This is a genomic window from Pseudomonadota bacterium (assembly GCA_030860485.1).
Lineage (GTDB): Bacteria > Pseudomonadota > Gammaproteobacteria > JACCXJ01 > JACCXJ01 > JACCXJ01.
In genome coordinates, this window is the sequence record JALZID010000203.1 from 1 (window position 1) to 18944 (window position 18944).

The 18944-nt window shown below is 61.4% G+C and carries 22 protein-coding genes and 1 pseudogene; 9 read left to right on the forward strand and 14 right to left on the reverse strand.

The features are described 5' to 3' along the window. Positions 1–210 precede the first annotated feature (210 nt). From M3461_11605 to M3461_11670, 14 genes and pseudogenes are all read right to left on the reverse strand, one after another. Positions 211–663, reverse strand: a pseudogene (locus tag M3461_11605) (phosphoadenylyl-sulfate reductase). A gap of 271 nt (positions 664–934) precedes the next feature. Beyond that, positions 935–1468 (reverse strand): YbgA family protein, encoded by a 534-nt coding sequence (locus M3461_11610; GenBank protein ID MDQ3774949.1) that lies wholly within the window; start codon positions 1466–1468, stop codon positions 935–937. A gap of 125 nt (positions 1469–1593) precedes the next feature. Next, the gene (locus M3461_11615; GenBank protein ID MDQ3774950.1) at positions 1594–2082 is read right to left on the reverse strand and encodes a hypothetical protein; all 489 of its coding nucleotides are present in this window, start codon (positions 2080–2082) and stop codon (positions 1594–1596) included. 216 nt (positions 2083–2298) lie between these two features. Further along, positions 2299–4173 (reverse strand): hypothetical protein, encoded by a 1875-nt coding sequence (locus tag M3461_11620; GenBank protein MDQ3774951.1) that lies wholly within the window; start codon positions 4171–4173, stop codon positions 2299–2301. A gap of 146 nt (positions 4174–4319) precedes the next feature. Beyond that, a complete protein-coding gene (locus M3461_11625; protein MDQ3774952.1) occupies positions 4320–5003 on the reverse strand; it encodes a hypothetical protein in 684 nt (227 codons plus the stop codon). Positions 5004–5428: 425 nt separating this feature from the next. After that, positions 5429–6103 (reverse strand): DsbA family protein, encoded by a 675-nt coding sequence (locus tag M3461_11630; protein ID MDQ3774953.1) that lies wholly within the window; start codon positions 6101–6103, stop codon positions 5429–5431. A 155-nt stretch (positions 6104–6258) separates the two neighbouring features. Next, on the reverse strand, positions 6259–6594 hold the full coding sequence (locus tag M3461_11635; GenBank protein MDQ3774954.1) for a hypothetical protein: 336 nt from the start codon (positions 6592–6594) through the stop codon (positions 6259–6261). Positions 6595–6598: 4 nt separating this feature from the next. Next, a complete protein-coding gene (locus M3461_11640) occupies positions 6599–7321 on the reverse strand; it encodes a phosphoadenylyl-sulfate reductase (protein ID MDQ3774955.1) in 723 nt (240 codons plus the stop codon). Between the two features lie 218 nt (positions 7322–7539). Continuing rightward, complete coding sequence (locus M3461_11645; GenBank protein ID MDQ3774956.1) at positions 7540–8214, reverse strand: endonuclease III domain-containing protein; 675 nt, start codon at positions 8212–8214, stop codon at positions 7540–7542. Between the two features lie 29 nt (positions 8215–8243). Beyond that, a complete protein-coding gene (locus M3461_11650) occupies positions 8244–9152 on the reverse strand; it encodes an rRNA pseudouridine synthase (protein ID MDQ3774957.1) in 909 nt (302 codons plus the stop codon). Positions 9153–9184: 32 nt separating this feature from the next. Further along, complete coding sequence (scpB, locus tag M3461_11655; GenBank protein MDQ3774958.1) at positions 9185–9853, reverse strand: SMC-Scp complex subunit ScpB; 669 nt, start codon at positions 9851–9853, stop codon at positions 9185–9187. Continuing rightward, positions 9850–10605 carry a segregation/condensation protein A gene (locus tag M3461_11660; GenBank protein ID MDQ3774959.1) on the reverse strand — a complete coding sequence of 252 codons (756 nt, stop codon included), beginning with the start codon at positions 10603–10605 and terminating at the stop codon, positions 9850–9852. Before M3461_11660 ends, scpB begins: the two co-directional genes overlap by 4 nt. A 166-nt stretch (positions 10606–10771) precedes the next feature. Continuing rightward, entirely contained in the window at positions 10772–11983 is a 1212-nt protein-coding gene (locus tag M3461_11665; protein ID MDQ3774960.1) for a tryptophan--tRNA ligase, read from the reverse strand. A 27-nt stretch (positions 11984–12010) separates the two neighbouring features. Beyond that, entirely contained in the window at positions 12011–12646 is a 636-nt protein-coding gene (locus M3461_11670; protein MDQ3774961.1) for a site-2 protease family protein, read from the reverse strand. A gap of 272 nt (positions 12647–12918) precedes the next feature. On the opposite strand from M3461_11670, the gene M3461_11675 reads away from it, so the two are divergent. The 9 genes from M3461_11675 (at position 12919) to dapE (ending at position 18924) form a co-directional block, all read left to right on the forward strand. After that, a complete protein-coding gene (locus M3461_11675) occupies positions 12919–13482 on the forward strand; it encodes a septation protein A (protein MDQ3774962.1) in 564 nt (187 codons plus the stop codon). A 15-nt stretch (positions 13483–13497) separates the two neighbouring features. Further along, positions 13498–13797: a YciI family protein gene (locus M3461_11680; protein ID MDQ3774963.1), complete on the forward strand. Its 300-nt coding sequence runs from the start codon at positions 13498–13500 to the stop codon at positions 13795–13797. Between the two features lie 12 nt (positions 13798–13809). Then, the gene (locus M3461_11685) at positions 13810–14082 is read left to right on the forward strand and encodes a BolA family transcriptional regulator (GenBank protein ID MDQ3774964.1); all 273 of its coding nucleotides are present in this window, start codon (positions 13810–13812) and stop codon (positions 14080–14082) included. Beyond that, complete coding sequence (locus tag M3461_11690) at positions 14082–14345, forward strand: hypothetical protein (GenBank protein MDQ3774965.1); 264 nt, start codon at positions 14082–14084, stop codon at positions 14343–14345. The genes M3461_11685 and M3461_11690 overlap by 1 nt, the downstream gene beginning before the upstream one ends. Positions 14346–14511: 166 nt before the next feature. Further along, the gene (locus tag M3461_11695) at positions 14512–14817 is read left to right on the forward strand and encodes a hypothetical protein (GenBank protein ID MDQ3774966.1); all 306 of its coding nucleotides are present in this window, start codon (positions 14512–14514) and stop codon (positions 14815–14817) included. A gap of 150 nt (positions 14818–14967) precedes the next feature. Beyond that, positions 14968–16107 carry a DNA adenine methylase gene (locus M3461_11700; GenBank protein MDQ3774967.1) on the forward strand — a complete coding sequence of 380 codons (1140 nt, stop codon included), beginning with the start codon at positions 14968–14970 and terminating at the stop codon, positions 16105–16107. Between the two features lie 276 nt (positions 16108–16383). Beyond that, positions 16384–17241 (forward strand): hypothetical protein, encoded by an 858-nt coding sequence (locus tag M3461_11705; GenBank protein MDQ3774968.1) that lies wholly within the window; start codon positions 16384–16386, stop codon positions 17239–17241. 49 nt (positions 17242–17290) lie between these two features. Further along, positions 17291–17560, forward strand: coding sequence for a hypothetical protein (locus tag M3461_11710; GenBank protein ID MDQ3774969.1), 270 nt, complete (start codon positions 17291–17293; stop codon positions 17558–17560). Positions 17561–17760: 200 nt separating this feature from the next. Next, on the forward strand, positions 17761–18924 hold the full coding sequence (dapE, locus tag M3461_11715) for a succinyl-diaminopimelate desuccinylase (GenBank protein MDQ3774970.1): 1164 nt from the start codon (positions 17761–17763) through the stop codon (positions 18922–18924). Positions 18925–18944: the final 20 nt, after the last annotated feature.

Sequence of the window (18944 nt, forward strand, 5' to 3'; positions counted from 1 at the left end):
CCTGGAACCAAAACCCGAAGCCGTTCATCTGGACGGCCACCGTAGGGCAGATCATCGAGAAGGTCGACCGGGCGCGGGTCAAGATGGAGCAGATCAAGCCCGGATCCACCCTGCCCCGAGGGAAAAACAAGAAGAGTTAATCTGTAAAGTTATTCAAGGGACACTACACTAGCTAGTCTGATCTTCTTGACCAGCGTGATGCGCAAGCTCTCAGCGCCGGCTGACGGCCACGTTGCCCTTGTGGAGCCCGGTGGTGTTTTCCCACCACCACCGGCCTTCGCGCTCCTGTTGGTAGGGCAGGACGGCGCGCGTGCATGGCTCGCGCCGATGCTCACGAATCCGTGCTCGTGGAGCTCGTTGTAGGGTACGTCGTTGCTACGGATGTAGTCCCAGGCCTCGCCGGCGGTCCAGTTCGCGAGCGGGTTGAACTTGACCAGGGCATGCCCGGGCGTCGAGAACGCCGCATCGCGCTCGACTACCGCGATGGTGGCGCGTCGCGAGGCTCTGGTCCTTACGCTGCCCGGTGACCCAGGCGTCGAGCGACTGGAGCCGGCGGCGCAGCGGCCGGACCTTGCGGATCCCGCAGCACTCCTGGTGTCCGTCCTGGTAGAAGCTGAACAGGCCCTTCTCGCGGACCAGGCGCTCGACGGCCATGGCGTCCGGGGACAGGGCTTCGCAACGGATCGCATAGCGCTCCCAGGGGGCCCCGGAGACAAGCGGCGATGGGTTTCCGGTTAAGCGCTGAAGAGCCGCAGCGACTCTCCTGACGGGACCGGGGTGTTCCTGGTGGTCCAAGGCACCCACCTCGCCAACTCGCACGGCCTGGCCATGTCGTTCCCTATTGGCCTTTGATGGGAGCCCATGGGCTGTCGCTGCCTTCCTAAGGCATGACAACCGCCGCCGCGGCGCTTCCGGTGTTCGGTCGACTGCATGGTTAGGCAACACACATTGGGCTCTGTGCATCTGCAAGGAACTCGGCTGGTGTGACGGGCTCAACGCCGCTCGCTTGATGAACCTGCGATCTTCGCGAAAGTATGGTACGCGCGTCTACCGTGATGAAAAAGCGAAGACGGTTTCGCGCTGCCACGAAAATGTGTGATTGATCATTCACATCGGGAAGAACCGCAACTAAGCGTTTGAAGAGCAATGGTGATGGATTCGCCGTCCCGAATCCGGCGGAGCCGAGCCGCGTCAAACCGCCAACGGCGGGGACCGGTATCGATAGCAGTGTTGAAAGTAGCGCTTGATGTGGTGTCCTATATCGCTCGGGTATAGCAGCTATCTCCTGATCCACCACATCTGACCGGACGAGATCGATCTTCTGATTCCTGTATGCGGAGATAATCGTTTCGAAAGCGGACTTCTCAGCCGCTTGCAACTCATTCTTGACGTAACCGCTAATCACGCATGTATCGAGATATGCACCCAAAGCTACACGGACGGAACGATTTGTCACCGTGGTGCCCAACGTTGAGTTAACCGGCGCCCGCGGGCGAGATGCTGGCCACCGGCACAGCGATGTTGATTGGCACGACGCTGAACGGAGGCACGCTCCCGGGCGTCCCCGTTGAACGCAATGTTAGAGATGACGCTTCACGCACGCCGCAACTCTCGCTCAGCGAGGCGAATCACGGCGGCCAAGCGGCGAAAGACCCGTTCTCGAGGAATCGTTCGTGGATCCACAAAGATGTCGTACCCGCTCCCATACCTCAGGAGATGCTGCGAATAAAGCTGGCTGACCGTACGTAGCTCGTCCGTCAGCGCGGCACGCATTGGTCTTGTGCCGTAGGCAACCGATACTTCATTCGCCAACATGACAAGGTCATGGCCGATTGGTTTTCTGAGGCGACCGATGAAACGATCGTAGTCACGTAGCAGCAGAAGTCCTTTCAGCGTCACCTCGAAGCCTTGGCATAGCAGATGAAGCACGACATGGTCTGTATGTTCCGAGGAGCCCTGGCGACCGACGAGGATCGCAGCACCAACGAACGCCTTGCCCTTTGCGTACATTGAGGCGCCAACATGCTGCTTCCCGTGCCGGGCCAGAAAACCGTGCGCGCTCGCTGCGACGATTTTCGTCATCTGTAACGCCCCGCATCACCTGCCGGGGCGGAAACGGGCGAAGCCCGCTGTAGCTGGTCAGGTGCATGCGGTTGTTATGCGGCATTTGCTTAACGCGGTGTCTGAGTGTCCTCATTCGACCCAAAGCGGTCATGGCGAAATCTTCAATGGTTTCGTAAAGATCCTCTGGATGCCTGCGTCGAGCATGCACGGCATCGGCTCACTATCGTCGCGCTCCTACTCGTTGAAACGTTGCTTGCGGAGCGCGATTTCCTCGTCCGCCCGCTGACGATCCGCGGTAATCATCTGGTTCAATCCTTCCATGTACCAAGCCGCGAATTCTCTGATTTTGTCGCATGGATCGTTCAACCAATCCTGCATCTCCACTTTCTTTCGCTCATACGCCTCGGCGAATCCATACGCCCCGCTGACGACGCCGGTCTTTTGGAGGGCGAGGGATACCTCCGAGCGAAACTGGGAATCCGTAGGCACTTTCTTCACAATCGCTTTGCAGACGCTATGAATGACCGTTTGTCCTTCGTAATTCCTCAAAACAGCCAAGACAAACTCTAGGTTCTCATCGCCCCCTTCCTCAACAAGGTTGAGCAATTCATTCTCGAATTCCGGAGAGAACTGAGCGAATATCGTCTTGAGGAGGTGAGCGCCACGGAAGACAAACATTCCAAAGTCGCCATCGTATTGTGCTCGCACGATGCGGACCGCCTCCTTAGGAATTGCGGCGAGCGGCCCGTTTAGCTTGTGCAATGTGAACGGGATCGCATCATAACTCTTATGCTTCTTCTTGCCTGCCTCTTCAGCGGAAAGTCGCTGGCAGAGGAACTTGAGAACCTTTTGCGGCATCGGTTGCGCAATCACGTAGAGGATCTCCTCAGCGTGATAGTCTATCTTTTCGAGAGCCATCAGATTTCGTAAGATGAGATCGGTGCCGTGATCATTCAAGTTGGCAATGACCACGCGCGCCTCGCGGCGGAACCATAGGTCGAAAATCCACTGCGGGCTTCCGCGATCAGTCAATATCTCAAGCGCCGGCATGAACAAATCATTAACGATCGAGTCATCGTCCCGATAGTTGGAAGCAGCCACCGTCATAACTAAAGCAACAGTCTGCAGCTCATTCAACTCTGTGGCTCTATTCAACAGACGCTTTACCAACGCACGATCGAGGGTAGGGCAATCCAAGAACTGTTTCGTGCTTGCATACAGGTATCGCCCCGCCTTAATCCATTCATTCAGAATCTCTCGAAGCGCAGGCTGCTCCGGACCACTCCAAAGTCCGCGCAGGAGGGGTATAAGGAACCCCGCGATCTTGTCTGAGTCTTCGGAGATGAGCTCGAGCGCGAGCTTGGGTTGGGTTTTCGCAAACGTCTCCAAGAAGTAGTAAAAAATCGGAAACGTGGCCAGATCCTCGGATTCAGTTTTGGCGTACGAAAATATCCGGTCGCGCCATAAGGCAAAACTGTCGGGTGTGATGCTATTTGCGAACTCCGTCGCCTTGTCCTTTCGGAACTTGTCCGTTTCCTCCCAATAGCTGTCATTCTTGCGCAATTGCTCCCAGCTCAAGAAGATGCCTTCAAACCCAATGAGCGTCTTATAGATCTGGTACTCGTCGTTCGCCGCGATGGCCTTTTCAATTGCAAGCGCATAGCGTTGTACTTGCTCGTTGGGAGCGTGATAGTAGATCCAGTAGGAGAGCGATTCGATTTTCTGGACAATCGGAAATTCGGCCGTGCCAACAAGGCTTCCATAAAACTCCAGGACGTCTTGACTGTTCCGCACGATCATTGCGGCTACATCTTCTCCGCCGATTGGAGCGCGGTGTGGGCGGGTGGCGTCGTTCAGCACGCCAATGACCGACAGCTTCTGTGGAGTTCCCTGTACTAGGGCGTAAAGCCGTTTCAAGAGTCGGATGGTATCGCTGCGAATATCGGCCACGCCGCCATCCGTCGGGATAGCGCCGTGAGAAATGGTGACGGCTGTTGAACTCCAACGCGTACCTTCTATGGTCGGTGTCAGCAGGCTTTCCGCGATTCCGAGGACAGCACGCTGGTATTCGACTAGCGCCTCACTGCCAAGTCCCAATAGCAGATCCAACACCTTTTTCTGGGGGTATCCGCCAATGCCGCTTTTGCGATCAGGTCCATAGAAAACATCGAGGTCATACGCAGCAATAGTCTTTAGCCCATCAATGTGTCAGCCAAACCGGTGAGAGCCTTTATGCGTAGATCAAAATCCATGGCCTAGTCGCCGCCGGTGATGAGTTGAATGATTTCGGGCTCCACCGCGACCTTCGCTTGGGCACCGGCTTCCTTGTTTCCTGGAACGTAGTGGTGTCCGGTATCCAGGATGATCTTTCCGAGCGCTAGTTGCTCAGCGACGTTTTTTGACACGGCGGTCGGAATGCCAGATCGTTCCAAGATGGTGTAAACCTGCTCCTTGGTGGGCGATCCCAGGTGGAATACCAGGCCGATAATTGTTGTACCCACCGTTCGAAACTGGGATTCTGCTTCAGTGAACGCGGCGGCCAGCGCGCCATCCGGCTGTACCTGTCCTTTCTTCGGAGGCACGTAAGCGGCATCCCGGGTTTTCACTGACTTCATGACCTTAGGCGCCTGCGCCGTGCCGTCAATATGGTCCAACGCTTCTTGGGTCGTTCGGAACACGGGGATATTCAGAACCTGTGCAAGAGCGTCTGCGAAGCGCTGGTCAATGCAGAGCGCTATCAGGCTCGAATGTGCGCGCTTCACGTCTATTGCAGCTTCGAGGATCCACGAATCCGGAATATCTTTCCTTCGCTTTGCGCGGTCCGTTATCGTCGGATTGAAGGGTAAACCGATCTCGAAATAGCGGCGCCAGGCCCTGTCCGCGTGGTCGGCGCCAAGCGGGACTACAGTGATGTGATTGTCCTTTGCGAACGCAGTCATTACCTCATGGGATCGGGCTTCAATCTCGGCTTTATCCCATAGCTCATTCCCGGGGAAGGAAGACCCCGCAGGATGAAATTGTCCGGTTGTTCCCGTCGAAGCGTATCGAAGTCACTTCGCAGCTTCAAAACTTGTGAGCTAGCTCTCTCAAGGAATTGGGTTCGACGTTCTTCCCAGGCGATATGGGAGACAAAGAGCTTGAGGAGGTGTGATTTCGAGTACTCCACCAACTTCTGGAAGTCGGGGTGATCAAATCCCACTTCCCGCATGTAGGAAGTGTCCAAAAAAACGGGGACTATCTTGGTCGCCATCGCAAAACGGAGTAGTTATTGACCATTGGAAGTTCACTGAACCGCAACTCTTTCTCTGTTAGTCCCGTACTTTGCACGCCGGGCGCTCCGGGCGAGCTACGGCGACCGCCGAGCTCACAAGCCAAGCTGGGCAAGCACCACCGCCGGATCGTTGTAGTCAAAGTCGATAGGCCGGTAGCCCCTAGGATCGTCCAGGATCAAGCTCGGGAAACCGCGTCCACCGAGGGTCCTGCTGAATTCGATTTGCCGGAGTAGCTCCGCCTGTGTCGAGGGGTCGTTCAGCGCTAGGGCGAAGCGCTCGCGGTCGAGACCGATCGCGTCCCCCAACGCGATCAGGGTCTCGTCGTCCGAGGGGTTGCGGGCATCAAGGTAATAGGCCCGCTGGATCGCCTCGATCATAGGTTCCTCGAACTCCCGCCCTTGCGCGATCGCCGCGATCACCGCACGGCAGGCGGGGTAGGTGGACCGCCTGGGACGGCAGCGATTCCAGAACTCGAAGTTAAACTTCGTGCCCGGGACCGCGCGCTCGATGCCGCGCCAGGTGTCCTGGATATACGTTCGCATCGCCTCGGGCATAGGCTGGCGGGTATCCGGAGCGAGCCCGCCCAGGACGCGCTTTGGGGTGATGTCTTTCGGAAGCCGGCGCCGGATCGCCGTCCAGGCCGGCCGAAAAGCCCAGCACCAACTGCACATCGGATCATGGACGTAATACAGCTTCACAGGGGAGGCCGGGCGGAGCGGCTCTGGCTTTTCTTCGTCGCCCGAACCTACCTTGTTCGCGGTGTTCACCGAAAGAGCCCTTGATCCCAGCCGTGGCCCACAGGGGGATGAAGGCCGGGGATATGGCTCCGTCACCTCGGCTCGGCATCGGAGCGACAGGGTGCGCTCGCCATCGTAGTGAGCTGGCGCGCGAACAGGCAGCAGCAATTGGGCGGGCTAAGGTGCTAGAGAAAATCCAGATCCGGGTTCTGCCGCATCATCTCGGTGGTCTCCTCTTCCTGGCGCGGGTCCTGGCCCAGGACCTCTTTGAGGAAACGGAAGAACGAGGTGTAGATGCGTTCGCCGCCGGTGTCGTCCTCGACGATGAAGAACGGGGCCCAGTCTACGTTGTACTTGCCGGCGAGCTGCATGCCCTCGCTGTCGGGGTCGCGCTCATCGGCGACGACCACGCGGTCGATGCGGGCCAGGAGCTGAGATCGCTCCAGCCGGTCGACGACCTCGGCACACTTGCGGCACGGGCTGCCGTCGGCCTTGATCTTCTTGACCAGCGTGATGCGCAAGCTCTCAGCGCCGGCCGATGGCCACGTTCGCCTTGTGGAGCCCGCACTCCTTGTCGGTGGCGTCTTCCCACCACCACCGGCCTTCGCGCTCCTGCTGGTAGGGCAGGACGGCGCGCGTGCAAGGCTCGCAGCCGATGCTCACGAAGCCGCGCTCGTGGAGCTCGTTGTAGGGTACGTCGTTCGTGCGGATGTAGTCCCAGACCTCCGCGGCGGTCCAGTTCGCGAGCGGGTTGAACTTGACCAGGGCATGCCCGGGCGTCGAGAACGCCCCATCGCGCTCGACCACCGCGATGGTGGCGCGCGTCGCGAGGCTCTGGTCCTTGCGTTGCCCGGTGACCCAGGCGTCGAGCGACTGGAGCCGGCGGCGTAGCGGCCCGACCTTGCGGATCCCGCAGCACTCCTGGTGTCCGTCCTGGTAGAAGCTGAACAGGCCCTTCTCGCGGACCAGGCGCTCGACGGCCATGGCGTCCGGGGACAGGGCCTCGAAGCGGATCGGATAGCGCTCCCGCACGCGATCCAGGAACCGATAGGTCTCGGGGTGCAGGCGCCCGGTGTCCAAGGAAAACACCCGCACATCGGACTGGATGCGGCTCGCCATGTCCACGAGCACCACGTCCTCGGCCCCACTGAAAGAGATCGCGACGTTGTCGAAGGACTCGAGCGCCAGGCGCAGGATGTCCTCGGGGGTCTTGCTGCTGTATTGGTTTGCTAATGCATGTATGTCCACGGCCCGCCCTTCCTATGCTCCTCTTATGGTTGAAATTATCGGCGCCGATCGGCGCCCCGGGTTCTGCCGAAGGTGGCAGGGTTTGGGAGTATAGCAGGTTGGGCGCAACATGAATCAGCGAAAAACGTTTTCTCTGAATTATCTCTTATACTTACTTTTTCTATTGTTATAATTCTTTGACGTCCTGTAGCTCGTAATTCAACATTTCGCCCCCCCTTTCAACACGCGACCACCCGGTATCGATCGGCGGCGGGCCAAGCGCAGCGCCCTCTGAGGCAGCAACGCTCGCAATCGGGCCGGGTGCGGCAGATCCCCTTGGCGTGATGCACGATGAGGGCGTGGTACTCCTGGTAGAGCGGGACGTCCGGGCCCAGGAAGCGTTCGATCCTCGCCCGCAATGCCTCGTAGTCCTCATGGCCGTCGATCCATCCGAGGCGCGCGAATAGGCGCCGGCTGTACGCGTCGATCACGAACACCGGTCGGTCGAGGGCGTAGAGCAGGATGTCGTCGGCCGTCTCAGGGCCGATCCCGTGGACCGCGAGCAGTTCGGCGCGGATCGTCTCGGTGTCACGCGTCTCTAGTGTCGCCATACCGCCCCGCTCCAGATACCACCGGCATAGGCTCCGCAGCCGTTCGGCCTTGACCCGGAAATACCCCGATGGCCGGAGGGTTTCGGCCAGATCGGGGGACGGGAGGGCGAGGATGCGTTGGGGGTCTAGCGCTCCCCCTGCCCGAAGGCCGGCGATGGCCCGTTCGACATTCGACCAAGCGGTGTTCTGAGTGAGCACCGCCCCCACCATGACCTCAAACGGTGTCTCGGCCGGCCACCATGCCTGGAGGCCGTAGTGAGCGAACAGGCGGCGAAAGACCGCGGGCAGCGTCCGCCCATTCATCACGCCGCGGAAGGGGGTTGCGGGGGTTTTCACGCCCGAGGGCGGCGGGGTTTGCGCGGGGTGGTGGCGCCCTCAGCCTGCCTCACAGAAATGGGAGGGCGGCCACGGGGGGCCGCCCCTACGGCGTTGGTGGCGCGGTGGATGCGGGGAGTCGCGCCGGCCGGCTTGAGAGGGTAGTCACGGGGGGCCGGCCCTACGGGGTAGCCACATAGGTTTTGGAGGGCCTGGACCTCTTTCTTGCGGAGCTCCCACCACTCGCCGGTGCGCCGTTCGCGCGGCAGGGCGATGGGGCCGAAGCGCAGCCGCATGAGCCGGCTCACCGTCACGCCCTGCGATTCCCACAGGCGCCTGACCAGGCGGTTGCGGCCTTCCTTCAGGATCACGCTGTACCAGTGGTTGGCGCCTGCCCCGCCCATGACGGCGATGGACTCGAAGCGCGCCGGTCCGTCTTCGAGCCTTATCCCGGCGCGCAGGCGATCGACGACCCGGCCATCCACCGCGCCGAGCACGCGCACGGCGTACTCGCGCTCGATGCCGGTCCCGGGATGCATCAGGCGATGCGCCAGGGCGCCATCGTTGGTCCAGAGGAGCAGGCCGCCGGTATTGAAGTCCAAGCGCCCGACGTGTACCCAGCGCCCCGAGAGCTCGCCGGGCAGCGCGTCGAAGACGGTCGGCCGGTCCAACTCGTCCCGGCGCGTACACATCACCCCGGCCGGCTTGTAATACCCCCATACCCGTGTCCGCTCCGCGCCAGAGAGCGCTTTCGCCGGCAGGCGCTTGCCATCCACCTGGACGCGATCGCCGGACACGACGCGGTCGCCGAGCCGTGCCATGCGCTCGTTGATAAAGACCCGGCCGGCCGTGATCCAGCCCTCGATGGCGCGGCGCGAGCCGAGCCCGGCGCGCGCCAGGACCTTCTGGATTCGTTCTCGACGCATGGGTTCGAGAGGAACAGGCTCGGGGGCGATCGTCATGAGCGGCTCGGGGTGATCCACTGTGCGGCGCCTGTCGTCCCGGAGGACGCTCCTCCCTCCGCCACCTCGGCGACCACCTCGCAGAGCTCCATCTCCCCCTGTGCCGCGGCCGGCTCGGACGGCGTGACCTGTTCCGGGGCCTCGATCGGCCGCATCTCGGGGAGGGGCGGTAGCTCGGACAGGGTCCTGAGGTTGAAGTAATCGAGGAACTTCAGGGTGGTGGCGTACACGGCCGGCCGGCCCGGCACCTCACGGTGCCCCACGACCCGGATCCACTCCCGCTCGAGCAGGGTCTTCAGCATCCCGGTGCTAAGCGCGACACCGCGCAGGTCCTCGATGTCCCCGCGCGTGACCGGCTGGCGATAGGCGATGATCGCGAGGGTCTCGAGAAGCGCGCGTGAATAGCGCGGCGGCTTCTCTTCCCACAATCGGTTGAGCCATGGGGCGAGATCCGTCCGCGCCTGGAACCTGAAGCCCTGGGCGACCTCCCGGAGCTCGATGCCGCGCCCGGCATAGTCCTCCCGGAGCACCGCGATCGCCTGCTCGACCTGGTCGCGGATCCCGTCATCGTCGCCGACGAGGGCCGCGAGGCGGTCCACGCCGAGCGGCTCTCCGGCCACCATGAGGGCTGCCTCGACGATCGGCTTGATCTCTTCTGGCCTCATGCCGCCGCCTTGACGTAGATCGGACCCTGGGGCCCGCTCTGCACGACCTCGATGAGCGATTCCCGCAGCAGCTCCAGGATGGCCAGAAAGGCCACCACCACGCCCCGGCGCCCCTCCTCGACGGTGAAGAGCTGCGTGAACGCGGTGTAGGGGGCCTCGGCGAGCCGGCCGAGCACCAGCACCATGCGCTCGCGTACCGAGAGCGGCTCGCGGGTGATGTGGTGATGGGCGTAGCGCTCGGCCGCGAGCAGGACTTCGACATACGCCCGCCCCAGGGCCGCCAGCCCGACCACGGGCTCGGGCCGCCGCACCTGCCGTGCGGGGAATGCCACCACTACCGGATGGACCTCGCGCTCCAGCCTCGGCAGGGCATCGATCCCGGCCGCGGCGTCCTTGTAGCGCTCGTACTCCTGGAGCCGCCGGATCAGCTCGGCGCGCGGATCGGCCTCGGGCTCCGCCACGGCCGCGGGCCGCGGCAACAGCATGCGCGACTTGATCTCGGCCAGCACCGCGGCCATCACCAGGTACTCGGCCGCCAGGTCCAGCCTGAGACCCTGCATCAGATCGATATAGGCCATGTACTGCTCCGTGACCTCTGCGATGGGGATGTCGAGGATGTCGAGGTTGTGGCGCCGGATGAGGTACAGGAGCAGATCCAGGGGGCCCTCGAAGGCCTCCAGGATCACCTCCAGCGCATCCGGTGGGATGTACAGATCGTGCGGGAGCTCGGTGATCGGTCGCCCGCGGAACATGGCGATGGGAGCGCTCGTCTCGGAGCTCGCCTCTGGCGTCGTGTCTGGGACCGTGTGGGAGACCACCGGGTCCGGCGGGGTCGTCGAATGCATCACACAGAGTTTGTCAAAAAATCGTCGCGAGCCCAGGTAGGTTTTTTCACAAACTCTCAGGCCGCGGCGGAGGTCAGCGGTAGACGAGGCCCATGGCCTCCCGGACCTCGTCCATGGTCTCGCGCGCCACATCGCGAGCGGCCTCGCAACCGTCGGCGATGATCGCGCGCACGGCGTCAGCATCGCGCTCCAGATCGAGGGCGCGCTCCCGGATCGGGGCCAGCTCCGCGAGCACCGCGTCGATGACGGGCTGCTTGCAGTCCAGGCAGCCGATCCCGGCGCCCCGGCAGCCTACCTGGACCCAGCTCCGTATCTCGGCGCTGGAGTACACCTGGTGAAACTTCCAAACCGGACACTTCTCGGGCTCGCCGGGGTCCTGGCGACGCACGCGCGCCGGATCGGTGGGCATGGTCCTGAGCTTCTGGGTGATCACCTCGGGTGCTTCGCGCAGGCCGATGGTGTTGCCGTAAGACTTGGACATCTTCTCGCCGTCGAGGCCCGGCATGCGCGCCTCGGGGGCTAGCAGCGCTTCGGGTTCGGGCAGGATGGTCCGGCCCGAGCCTTCTAGATAGCCGAGGAGCCGCTCGCGGTCGGTGAGCGCGATGTTGTGTTGCGAGTCCAGGAAGGCGCGCGCCGTCGCCAGGGCCTCGGCATCGCCCTGCTCCTGATAGCGTTTGCGCAGGTCGAAGTACAGCTTCGCGGCCTTCTTGCCCATCTTGCGGGCCGCGGCCTCGGCCTTGTCCTGAAACCCCGGCTCACGGCCGTAGAGGTGGTTGAAGCGGCGCGCTACCTCGCGCGCCAGCTCGACATGCGGCACCTGGTCGTCCCCGACCGGCACCTGCCCGGCCTTGTAGATCAAGATATCCGCGGCCTGCAGGAGCGGATAGCCGAGAAAGCCGTAGGTCGAGAGGTCCTTCTCGGCCAGTTTTTCCTGTTGATCCTTGTAGGTCGGGACGCGCTCCAACCAGCCGAGCGGCGTCATCATAGACAGGAGCAGGCACAGCTCGGCGTGCTCGGGGATGCGCGATTGGACGAACAGCGTCGCCTCGCCCGGATTGATGCCGACCGCCAGCCAGTCCACCACCATCTCGTAGGCCGAGTCGGCGATGATCTCGGGCGCGCCGTACTCGGTCGTGAGCGCGTGCCAGTCGGCGACGAAGAAGAAGCAGTCGTACTCGTGCTGGAGCGTCAACCAGTTCTTGAGCACGCCGTGATAGTGCCCGAGGTGCAGCATCCCGGTGGGACGCATGCCCGAGAGGATGCGGCGGTCGTAGGTCGCGCTCATCTCCGGGATCCGGCGCGCCCGCGGGGCTCAGCCACTGAGGAGGGTCTGCATCACCCACCCGATCACGTCCATGGTCGGCTTCATGAGCCGATCCAGCGCGCCCGAGAAGATAAGGACCAGGAGGATGATGAGCCCGTAAGGCTCGATCCGCCCGTATTGCAAGGCCATATCGTGGGGCAACAGCGCCGACACCACACGGCTGCCGTCCAGCGGGGGTACCGGCAGGAGGTTCAGTGCGATGAGCACGGCGTTGATCATGATCCCCGCGAGCCCGGTGGCCATGAAGTAGTCCTGGCCGTACGACAGGCCGAACTTGGCCACGGCGGCCCAGGCGAGCAGCATGACGACATTCGCCAGGGGTCCGGCGAGCGCGACCAGCGCCATGTCGCGGCGCGGGTTGCGGAGGTTGTCCCAGTTCACGGGTACGGGCTTGGCCCAGCCGAACACGATACCGGCGAGCGTATACAGTAGGCCCGGCACCAGCACGGTACCGACCGGGTCCACGTGCTTCAAGGGGTTGAAGGACAACCGTCCGAGCTTCCCCGCGGTGTCGTCGCCCAGCTCGCGCGCCACCCATCCGTGCGCGACCTCGTGCAGGGTGACAGCCAAGAGCACCGGCGGCGTCCAGACCACGAGGGTCTGGATCAAGGACATTTCGGCCATGAAAGGTTTCGCGGTTTGGGGATTTAGAGATGGGGGATGTCGGGTTCGGGTAGAGGGCGGGCACGGGTTACGCGCTATTCTAAACCGGCGCGCGCCCCATCGCTCGCTCCGCCCGCCACCGCACCGCGGGCATCGCAGTCACATGCTGGACCACCCGCCATTCTTCCCCCGCCCCGGGCTCGCTGAATAGTGTGTACCCGGGGATTCCGCTATGATGGCTCCCCACTTCGCGCCGCCCTGGAGCGCCCCCGCACGCCGATGGCCCTATACCCATGAAGGTCCTGCTCGACTTCTTCCCCATCCTGGTGTTCTTCGTGGTTTTCAAGCTGGCGGACGATCCGCACCAGGGGGTCATGCTGGCGACCGGGGCGGCCATCGCCGCGACCGTCATCCAGGTCGGCTTCACCTACTGGAAGGACCGTCGGGTCGAGCGTCTCACCCTCGTGACCCTGGCCCTCATCGTGGTCCTCGGGGGCTTGACCTTGGCCTTTCAGGACGAGCGCTTCATCAAATGGAAACCGACGGCCGTCAACTGGCTGTTCGCGGTGGTGTTTCTGGGCAGCGACTACCTCGGGGCCAAGAACCTGGTGCGGCGCATGATGGAGCACAACGTGAACCTGCCGGACGCGGCCTGGGTGCGCCTGAACCGCGGCTGGGTGGCGTTCTTCGCGGCCATGGGTGCCGCCAATCTGTACGTGGCCTTCAACTTCGAGACCAAGGTGTGGGTCAATTTCAAGCTCTTCGGGCTCGTGGGCCTCACGCTCCTGTTCGTGCTAGGCCAGGTGCTGTATCTGATGCGGCACGCCGGAGAGGTGGGGGGCCCGGAAGGTGGTTAACAAGCGGCAGGGCTGATGTTCTACGCGATACTGTGCGTCGACGTCGATGACAGCCTGGCGTTGCGCGCCGAGACGCGCCCGGCCCACATCGCCCGTCTGCAAGCGCTCCGAGACCAGGGCCGCCTGCTCCTGGCCGGCCCACACCCGGCGATCGACAGCCCCGACCCCGGACCGGCGGGGTTCACCGGCAGCCTCATCGTCGCCGAGTTCGAGTCGCTCGAAGAGGCGCGGGCCTTTGCGGACGCGGATCCCTACGTCACGGCAGGGGTCTACGAGTCCGTCACGGTCAAGCCCTTCAAGAAGGTCCTTCCGTAGATGGAGGCCTTGATGGGGGCGGAAGACCGGGTCGCCCGGATCCGCGCGCGCCTCACCGAGGTCCTGGCGCCCTCGGCCCTCGAGATCATCGACGACAGTCCTCTGCACGCCGGCCATGCCGGGGCCGCGGGCGGCGGGCATTACCGGGTACGCATCGTGTCCGCCCGATTCGCCGGACAGAGCCCCATCGAGCGGCATCGTGCCATCTACCAGGCGCTCGGCGATCTCATGGGCGGCGAGGTCCATGCCTTGAGCCTCCGGGCGCTCGCGCCCGATGAAGATTGATGTCGGCGGCGCCGCGTCGGGGTGGCCCGGGGTCACGCCTCGACGGCATCGCCTGGCGCTCCCGGGACCGAGGCTCCTGCCTCTATCACGCCGATCGCGCCGAGGTCATGGCACAGTTGCCCGAGGGCTCGATCGACTGCATCTGGACCGATCCGCCCTATCTCTTATCCAACGACGGCACTACTTGCGTGGCCGGGCGCCGCGTCTCGGTCAACAAGGGCGAGTGGGACCGGAGCCGCGGCCTCGCCGCCGACCATGAGTGATGATCAATGTTCTATTTAAGATGTTATTGACAGAACGGATTAATAATCGAGCTGTTACATCTGCCCGACCGGTGGAAGGTCAATCCCGACTCGGAAAAACCGGGTATCGGTCTATCATGGCATCCTTGCCCAAATTGAATGAACCCGGCTTATTAGGACTCTGAACATGGCTGGAAAGGCAAAAGCGGTTGAGTCAGGGACAGACCTTAGAAACCAGGTAGCCGCGCTTGGGGTCGAACTCGGACTTGAGGCCTCCATTGAACTTGAGGCCGCAGAATTTCCGGAGCAAAGCGTCGAATCGATGTGGTACTCCGGCATCCAGGAACGCGGACGAGCTTGGGTATCGAATGCAAATATCAGCGAACTCAGGGCAGCGCTGAGGACAAGATTGCAGGCATCATTGAGGATATCCGAGTCTGGCCCATTCGTGGAATCGTGGTTTTTTCGGGAGCCGGATTTTCGCCAAATATAAGGGCCTATCTAATATCAACCGGGTGCGCCGTCGATTTCAAGGATGCGAAGAAGTGGCTTGAACTCTATTTTGGATGTGTAACGGATGAGTTCCTTTAGAGAACCTCCTCCCCGTCCGTTCCTAAAGTGGGTTGGGGGGAAGAGACAGCTATTGCCAGAACTGCTGAAAACGGTTGAAGCTGCCCAGCCGTATCGCCACTACCATGAACCGTTCCTTGGTGGTGGCGCGTTGTTTTTTGCTCTAGCGCGAACCGGACGGCTCAGGGAGACATCTTATCTCTCCGATGTCAATCAGAATCTCACCGAAGCTTACATCGGGCTGCGTGATGAAACTGAAGTTGTCATAGAGCTCCTCAAGAAACACCGGGCCAAGCATACCGAGAAGTACTATTATAAGGTCCGCGGCCGTGTACCTCACACCTTAGCAGAACGGGCAGCTCGACTAATTTACCTCAATAAGACGTGCTATAACGGTCTATATCGGGAAAACAGTAAAGGACAATTCAATGCTCCGTTCGGTCGTTATAAGAACCCGCTTATCTGCGATGAAGAAAATCTGCGTGCGGTGGCAAAGGCGCTCTCAGGCGTAAACATTGCGACCAAGGGGTTTGCCTTGGTCCTCGGATCGGCAAAGCGTGGGGATCTCGTGTATTTTGACCCGCCGTACCATCCTGTCTCCGAAACGGCCAGCTTCACCGCCTACTCAAGGGGTGGGTTTCCAGAGAGGGCGCAGCGGGAATTGAGGGACATTTGTGCGAGGCTCACGAAGCGTGGCGTAAAAACCATACTTTCAAACTCGATGACCGATTTTACCCGCACCCTGTATAAGGACTATTTTTTTTACCGGGTGTTTGCGAAGCGTGTCGTGAATAGCAACGCAGAACGCCGAGGCAAGGTCCCGGAAGCGCTTATCACGAACTTCCGCCTATCGGTCGACGGGGATCGCATTCTGGAACAGCATATACCGCTTCCACACGATACCGATGGAGGTATTGAAAGAATTCAAGCGAGAGAATGGTTGATTAGGAACAATTATCAAGACGTCGGGAATCTGATCGATGAAGTGCTCGCGGAATGGAGGTCCCAAGGTAAGCTGACCCGAAGAAACTGGTGGGGAATCTTGGCGGGTGACACACATGGCAACCCCAGGACCGTAGCAGGGAGGACGTTTCCAATTTTGCGCTCAGCGCAACTTCGTCAGGGAGTGCCGGTGAGCTCCGCAGCCCTCTGCAGAGACCCGAAAGAAGAAATACCTCCCATCTGCGTGACGGCACGGTGGTCGCAAGAGTAGAGGTTGTTGCAATGGCAAACCTTTTATATTTGCCACTCGCCCGATTAGGAGTAAGTACGTCCCAGGCGCAGAGGCCGCTGACCAGCCATGCCAGAATCTCATGGCCACTGCTTCAGAAGCAAGGTTTGTAGGATTCACGTTGAATCGGAGACCACGAATGTCTGAGACCTTAGCATTAGGGATGAACGCCGTTGTCTGTTTCCGGGCTTCCATGCCCGCCTCTTACAAGTAACATAGCACCATCCCTGAGAAACCCGTGAAGGGGAGAAGCTAGGAATGGGTACAGAAGAAAACCAGACAGCAGTATTCAAATTCTTGCTAGACCACTTTCGGTCGCAAGAGCCCTTTACCAAGAACGAACTGGAAGACCATACGAATTGGCGCGGCCAAACTTTTTGTACCTATTGGTCTAAGCAGTACAAGCAACTTTTCGCAACTGTTGACGCAGATACCTTTCGCGTCAGCGAGGCATTTCGGCCCTATTCGACATGGGAAAGCTTTCGAAACCTCGTTACTCAAGTACGCCACGCCTCTTCCGAGTACACATCTCTGCTACACAACAATGTCATTGTGTACGGATTTGTCATGCCGCTGACAAACGAAGGTCACCTCCGTACTGCTCTCGACGCTTTGTTTTACAAGAATACTATCTTGTCCCGGCTGAAGACATTGGACCGGGTACGACTGGAAAAACGCTTTGCCAAGAGACAAGGAGAACAGGAGACAGACTATTTTAACCGGATGTGCAGCTGGGTTTCCGGGCGCTTCGGCGGCTATTCCATCAGCCATGTAAACGGCCGTTTCCTTGCCTCAAGCCTCCGTACGATGCAAGAAGCAGCCATGCTCCAAGAAGATGGTGGCCGCTATCTGGTTGATGAGACTACGGCTATTGTAAGGTTCATATTTTACTGCGGCGATCCTATCGTTAGGAGACCACCCTTATGGAGCCGGCATTTCGAAGACGATGAAGAGGCAGAAGACGGTAAAGAACCTCATGAAGCAAAGCTTGTGCGATGGTTTGTCGCTGCGCTGTTTGTACAAAGCATTACTCAGGTTGTCAACGGGGAAGATGCGATACGGATGGTAGAGAGCGGGATGCGACATCGCTTGCATATTTGGCGAATTGAGAAATGATTCCAAGGGCGAGGATGGCTAGTCAATTGTTTCGACCGGCAAGGAACAAGTGGTCCTCACGAGGGAAGTGTTTGTTTTTCGCGTGATCGATGATGAGTTGTGGAATGCTTTTTATGACCGGCACCTTGAGGTGCTTGCGAAGGAGATGGAAGCGGCCACGGGGCTGATTAAGCTGGAAGGCATCGGTCCAATCACAGCCACAGCGGTAGGCGACCGCCGGCGAGGGCAAGGCTTGCGTTTCTTCCTCATCCAGCGGTACGATTCCGGTTACCAGTGCGGTATCGAATTGATGAAAGGTCTGAAGATAACTAGAAGATGACTGGGCTTGTGCATATCCAAGGTTTTTGTCGCCTGGCGATCTTAAGTGCTGGGAAGCTTAAAACCTTAGAAAAGCTCTTCGATCCCTTCTCGGGACCGGGGCGACGGGGGTCGCGGCCTTGCTGCTCGACCGTCGTTTCACCGGTTGCGAGGCGGAGCGGAAGTTCATCGATATCGCGGTGCGCCGCCTGGTAGAGACCGATGTCCCCGACCCGTACCCGGAGTGACTCGTCGAGAGCGACCCTGGCGCTGGCAGAGGACCTGATCGCGCGGCCTTCGGTCTGCCCCGACGACGCTGGCTGCCAGCTACTCATCGCGGAGCGGCTCGCGGCCCTGGGATTTTCCGCCGAGCACCTGCGCTTCGGCCTCGTCGACAACCTGTGGGCCCGGCGCGGGACGGAAGGCCCGCTCCTGGTGCTGGCGGGCCACACCGATGTCGTGCCCCCGGGTCCCTTGTCCGCCTGGCACAGCGACCCCTTCGTGCCCGCGATCCGCGACGGGCGCCTCTATGGCCGCGGGGCGGCGGATATGAAAGGCGGGCTCGCGGCCATGGTCACGGCGGTGGAGAGGTTTCTCGCCCCAGACCCCGAGCCGCGCGCTTCGCTGGCGTTTCTCTTGACGAGCGATGAGGAAGGCCCGGCCATCGACGGCACGCGGCGGGTCATCGAGGTCCTCGGCGCGCGCGGCGAGCACATCGACTGGTGCCTCATCGGTGAGCCTAGCAGCGAGGAACGGCTGGGCGATGTCATCAAGGTGGGGCGGCGTGGCTCGTTGAGCGCCACGCTTCGAGTGGCCGGCACCCAGGGCCATGTCGCCTACCCGGAGCGCGTGGCCAACCCCATCCACCTGGCCCTGCCGGCCTTACACGCGCTCTGCACCACGCGCTGGGACGAAGGCAATGCCGCTTTTCCGCCCACCAGCCTGCAGATCACCGAGGTGCGGGCCGGGGTCGGTGCCGACAACGTCGTGCCCGGCGAGCTCACGGTCCGGTTCAACCTGCGCTATTCGACGGCTTCGAACCAACCGGGTCTGAAGCAGGCGATCACGGGCATCCTCGCCGGCCACGATCTGTCCTTCGATTGCGACTGGCGGCTCGCGGCCGAGCCCTTTCTGTCGCCGCCCGGCCGCCTGGTCGCGGCCGTGCAGGCGGCCGTGGCGGCCGTGCAGGGAACCTCCCCCAGGCGCTCGACCAGCGGCGGGACCTCCGACGGACGCTTCATCGCGCCGCACGGAACCGAGGTGGTCGAGCTCGGCCCCATCAACCGGACAATCCACCAGATCGACGAGCACGTCGCCGTGCGCGATCTCGATGTGCTCACCGCGATCTACGAGCGCGTGCTCGAAGATCTGCTGACCGACCGGTGATTCTTGCGACAGATGATTCT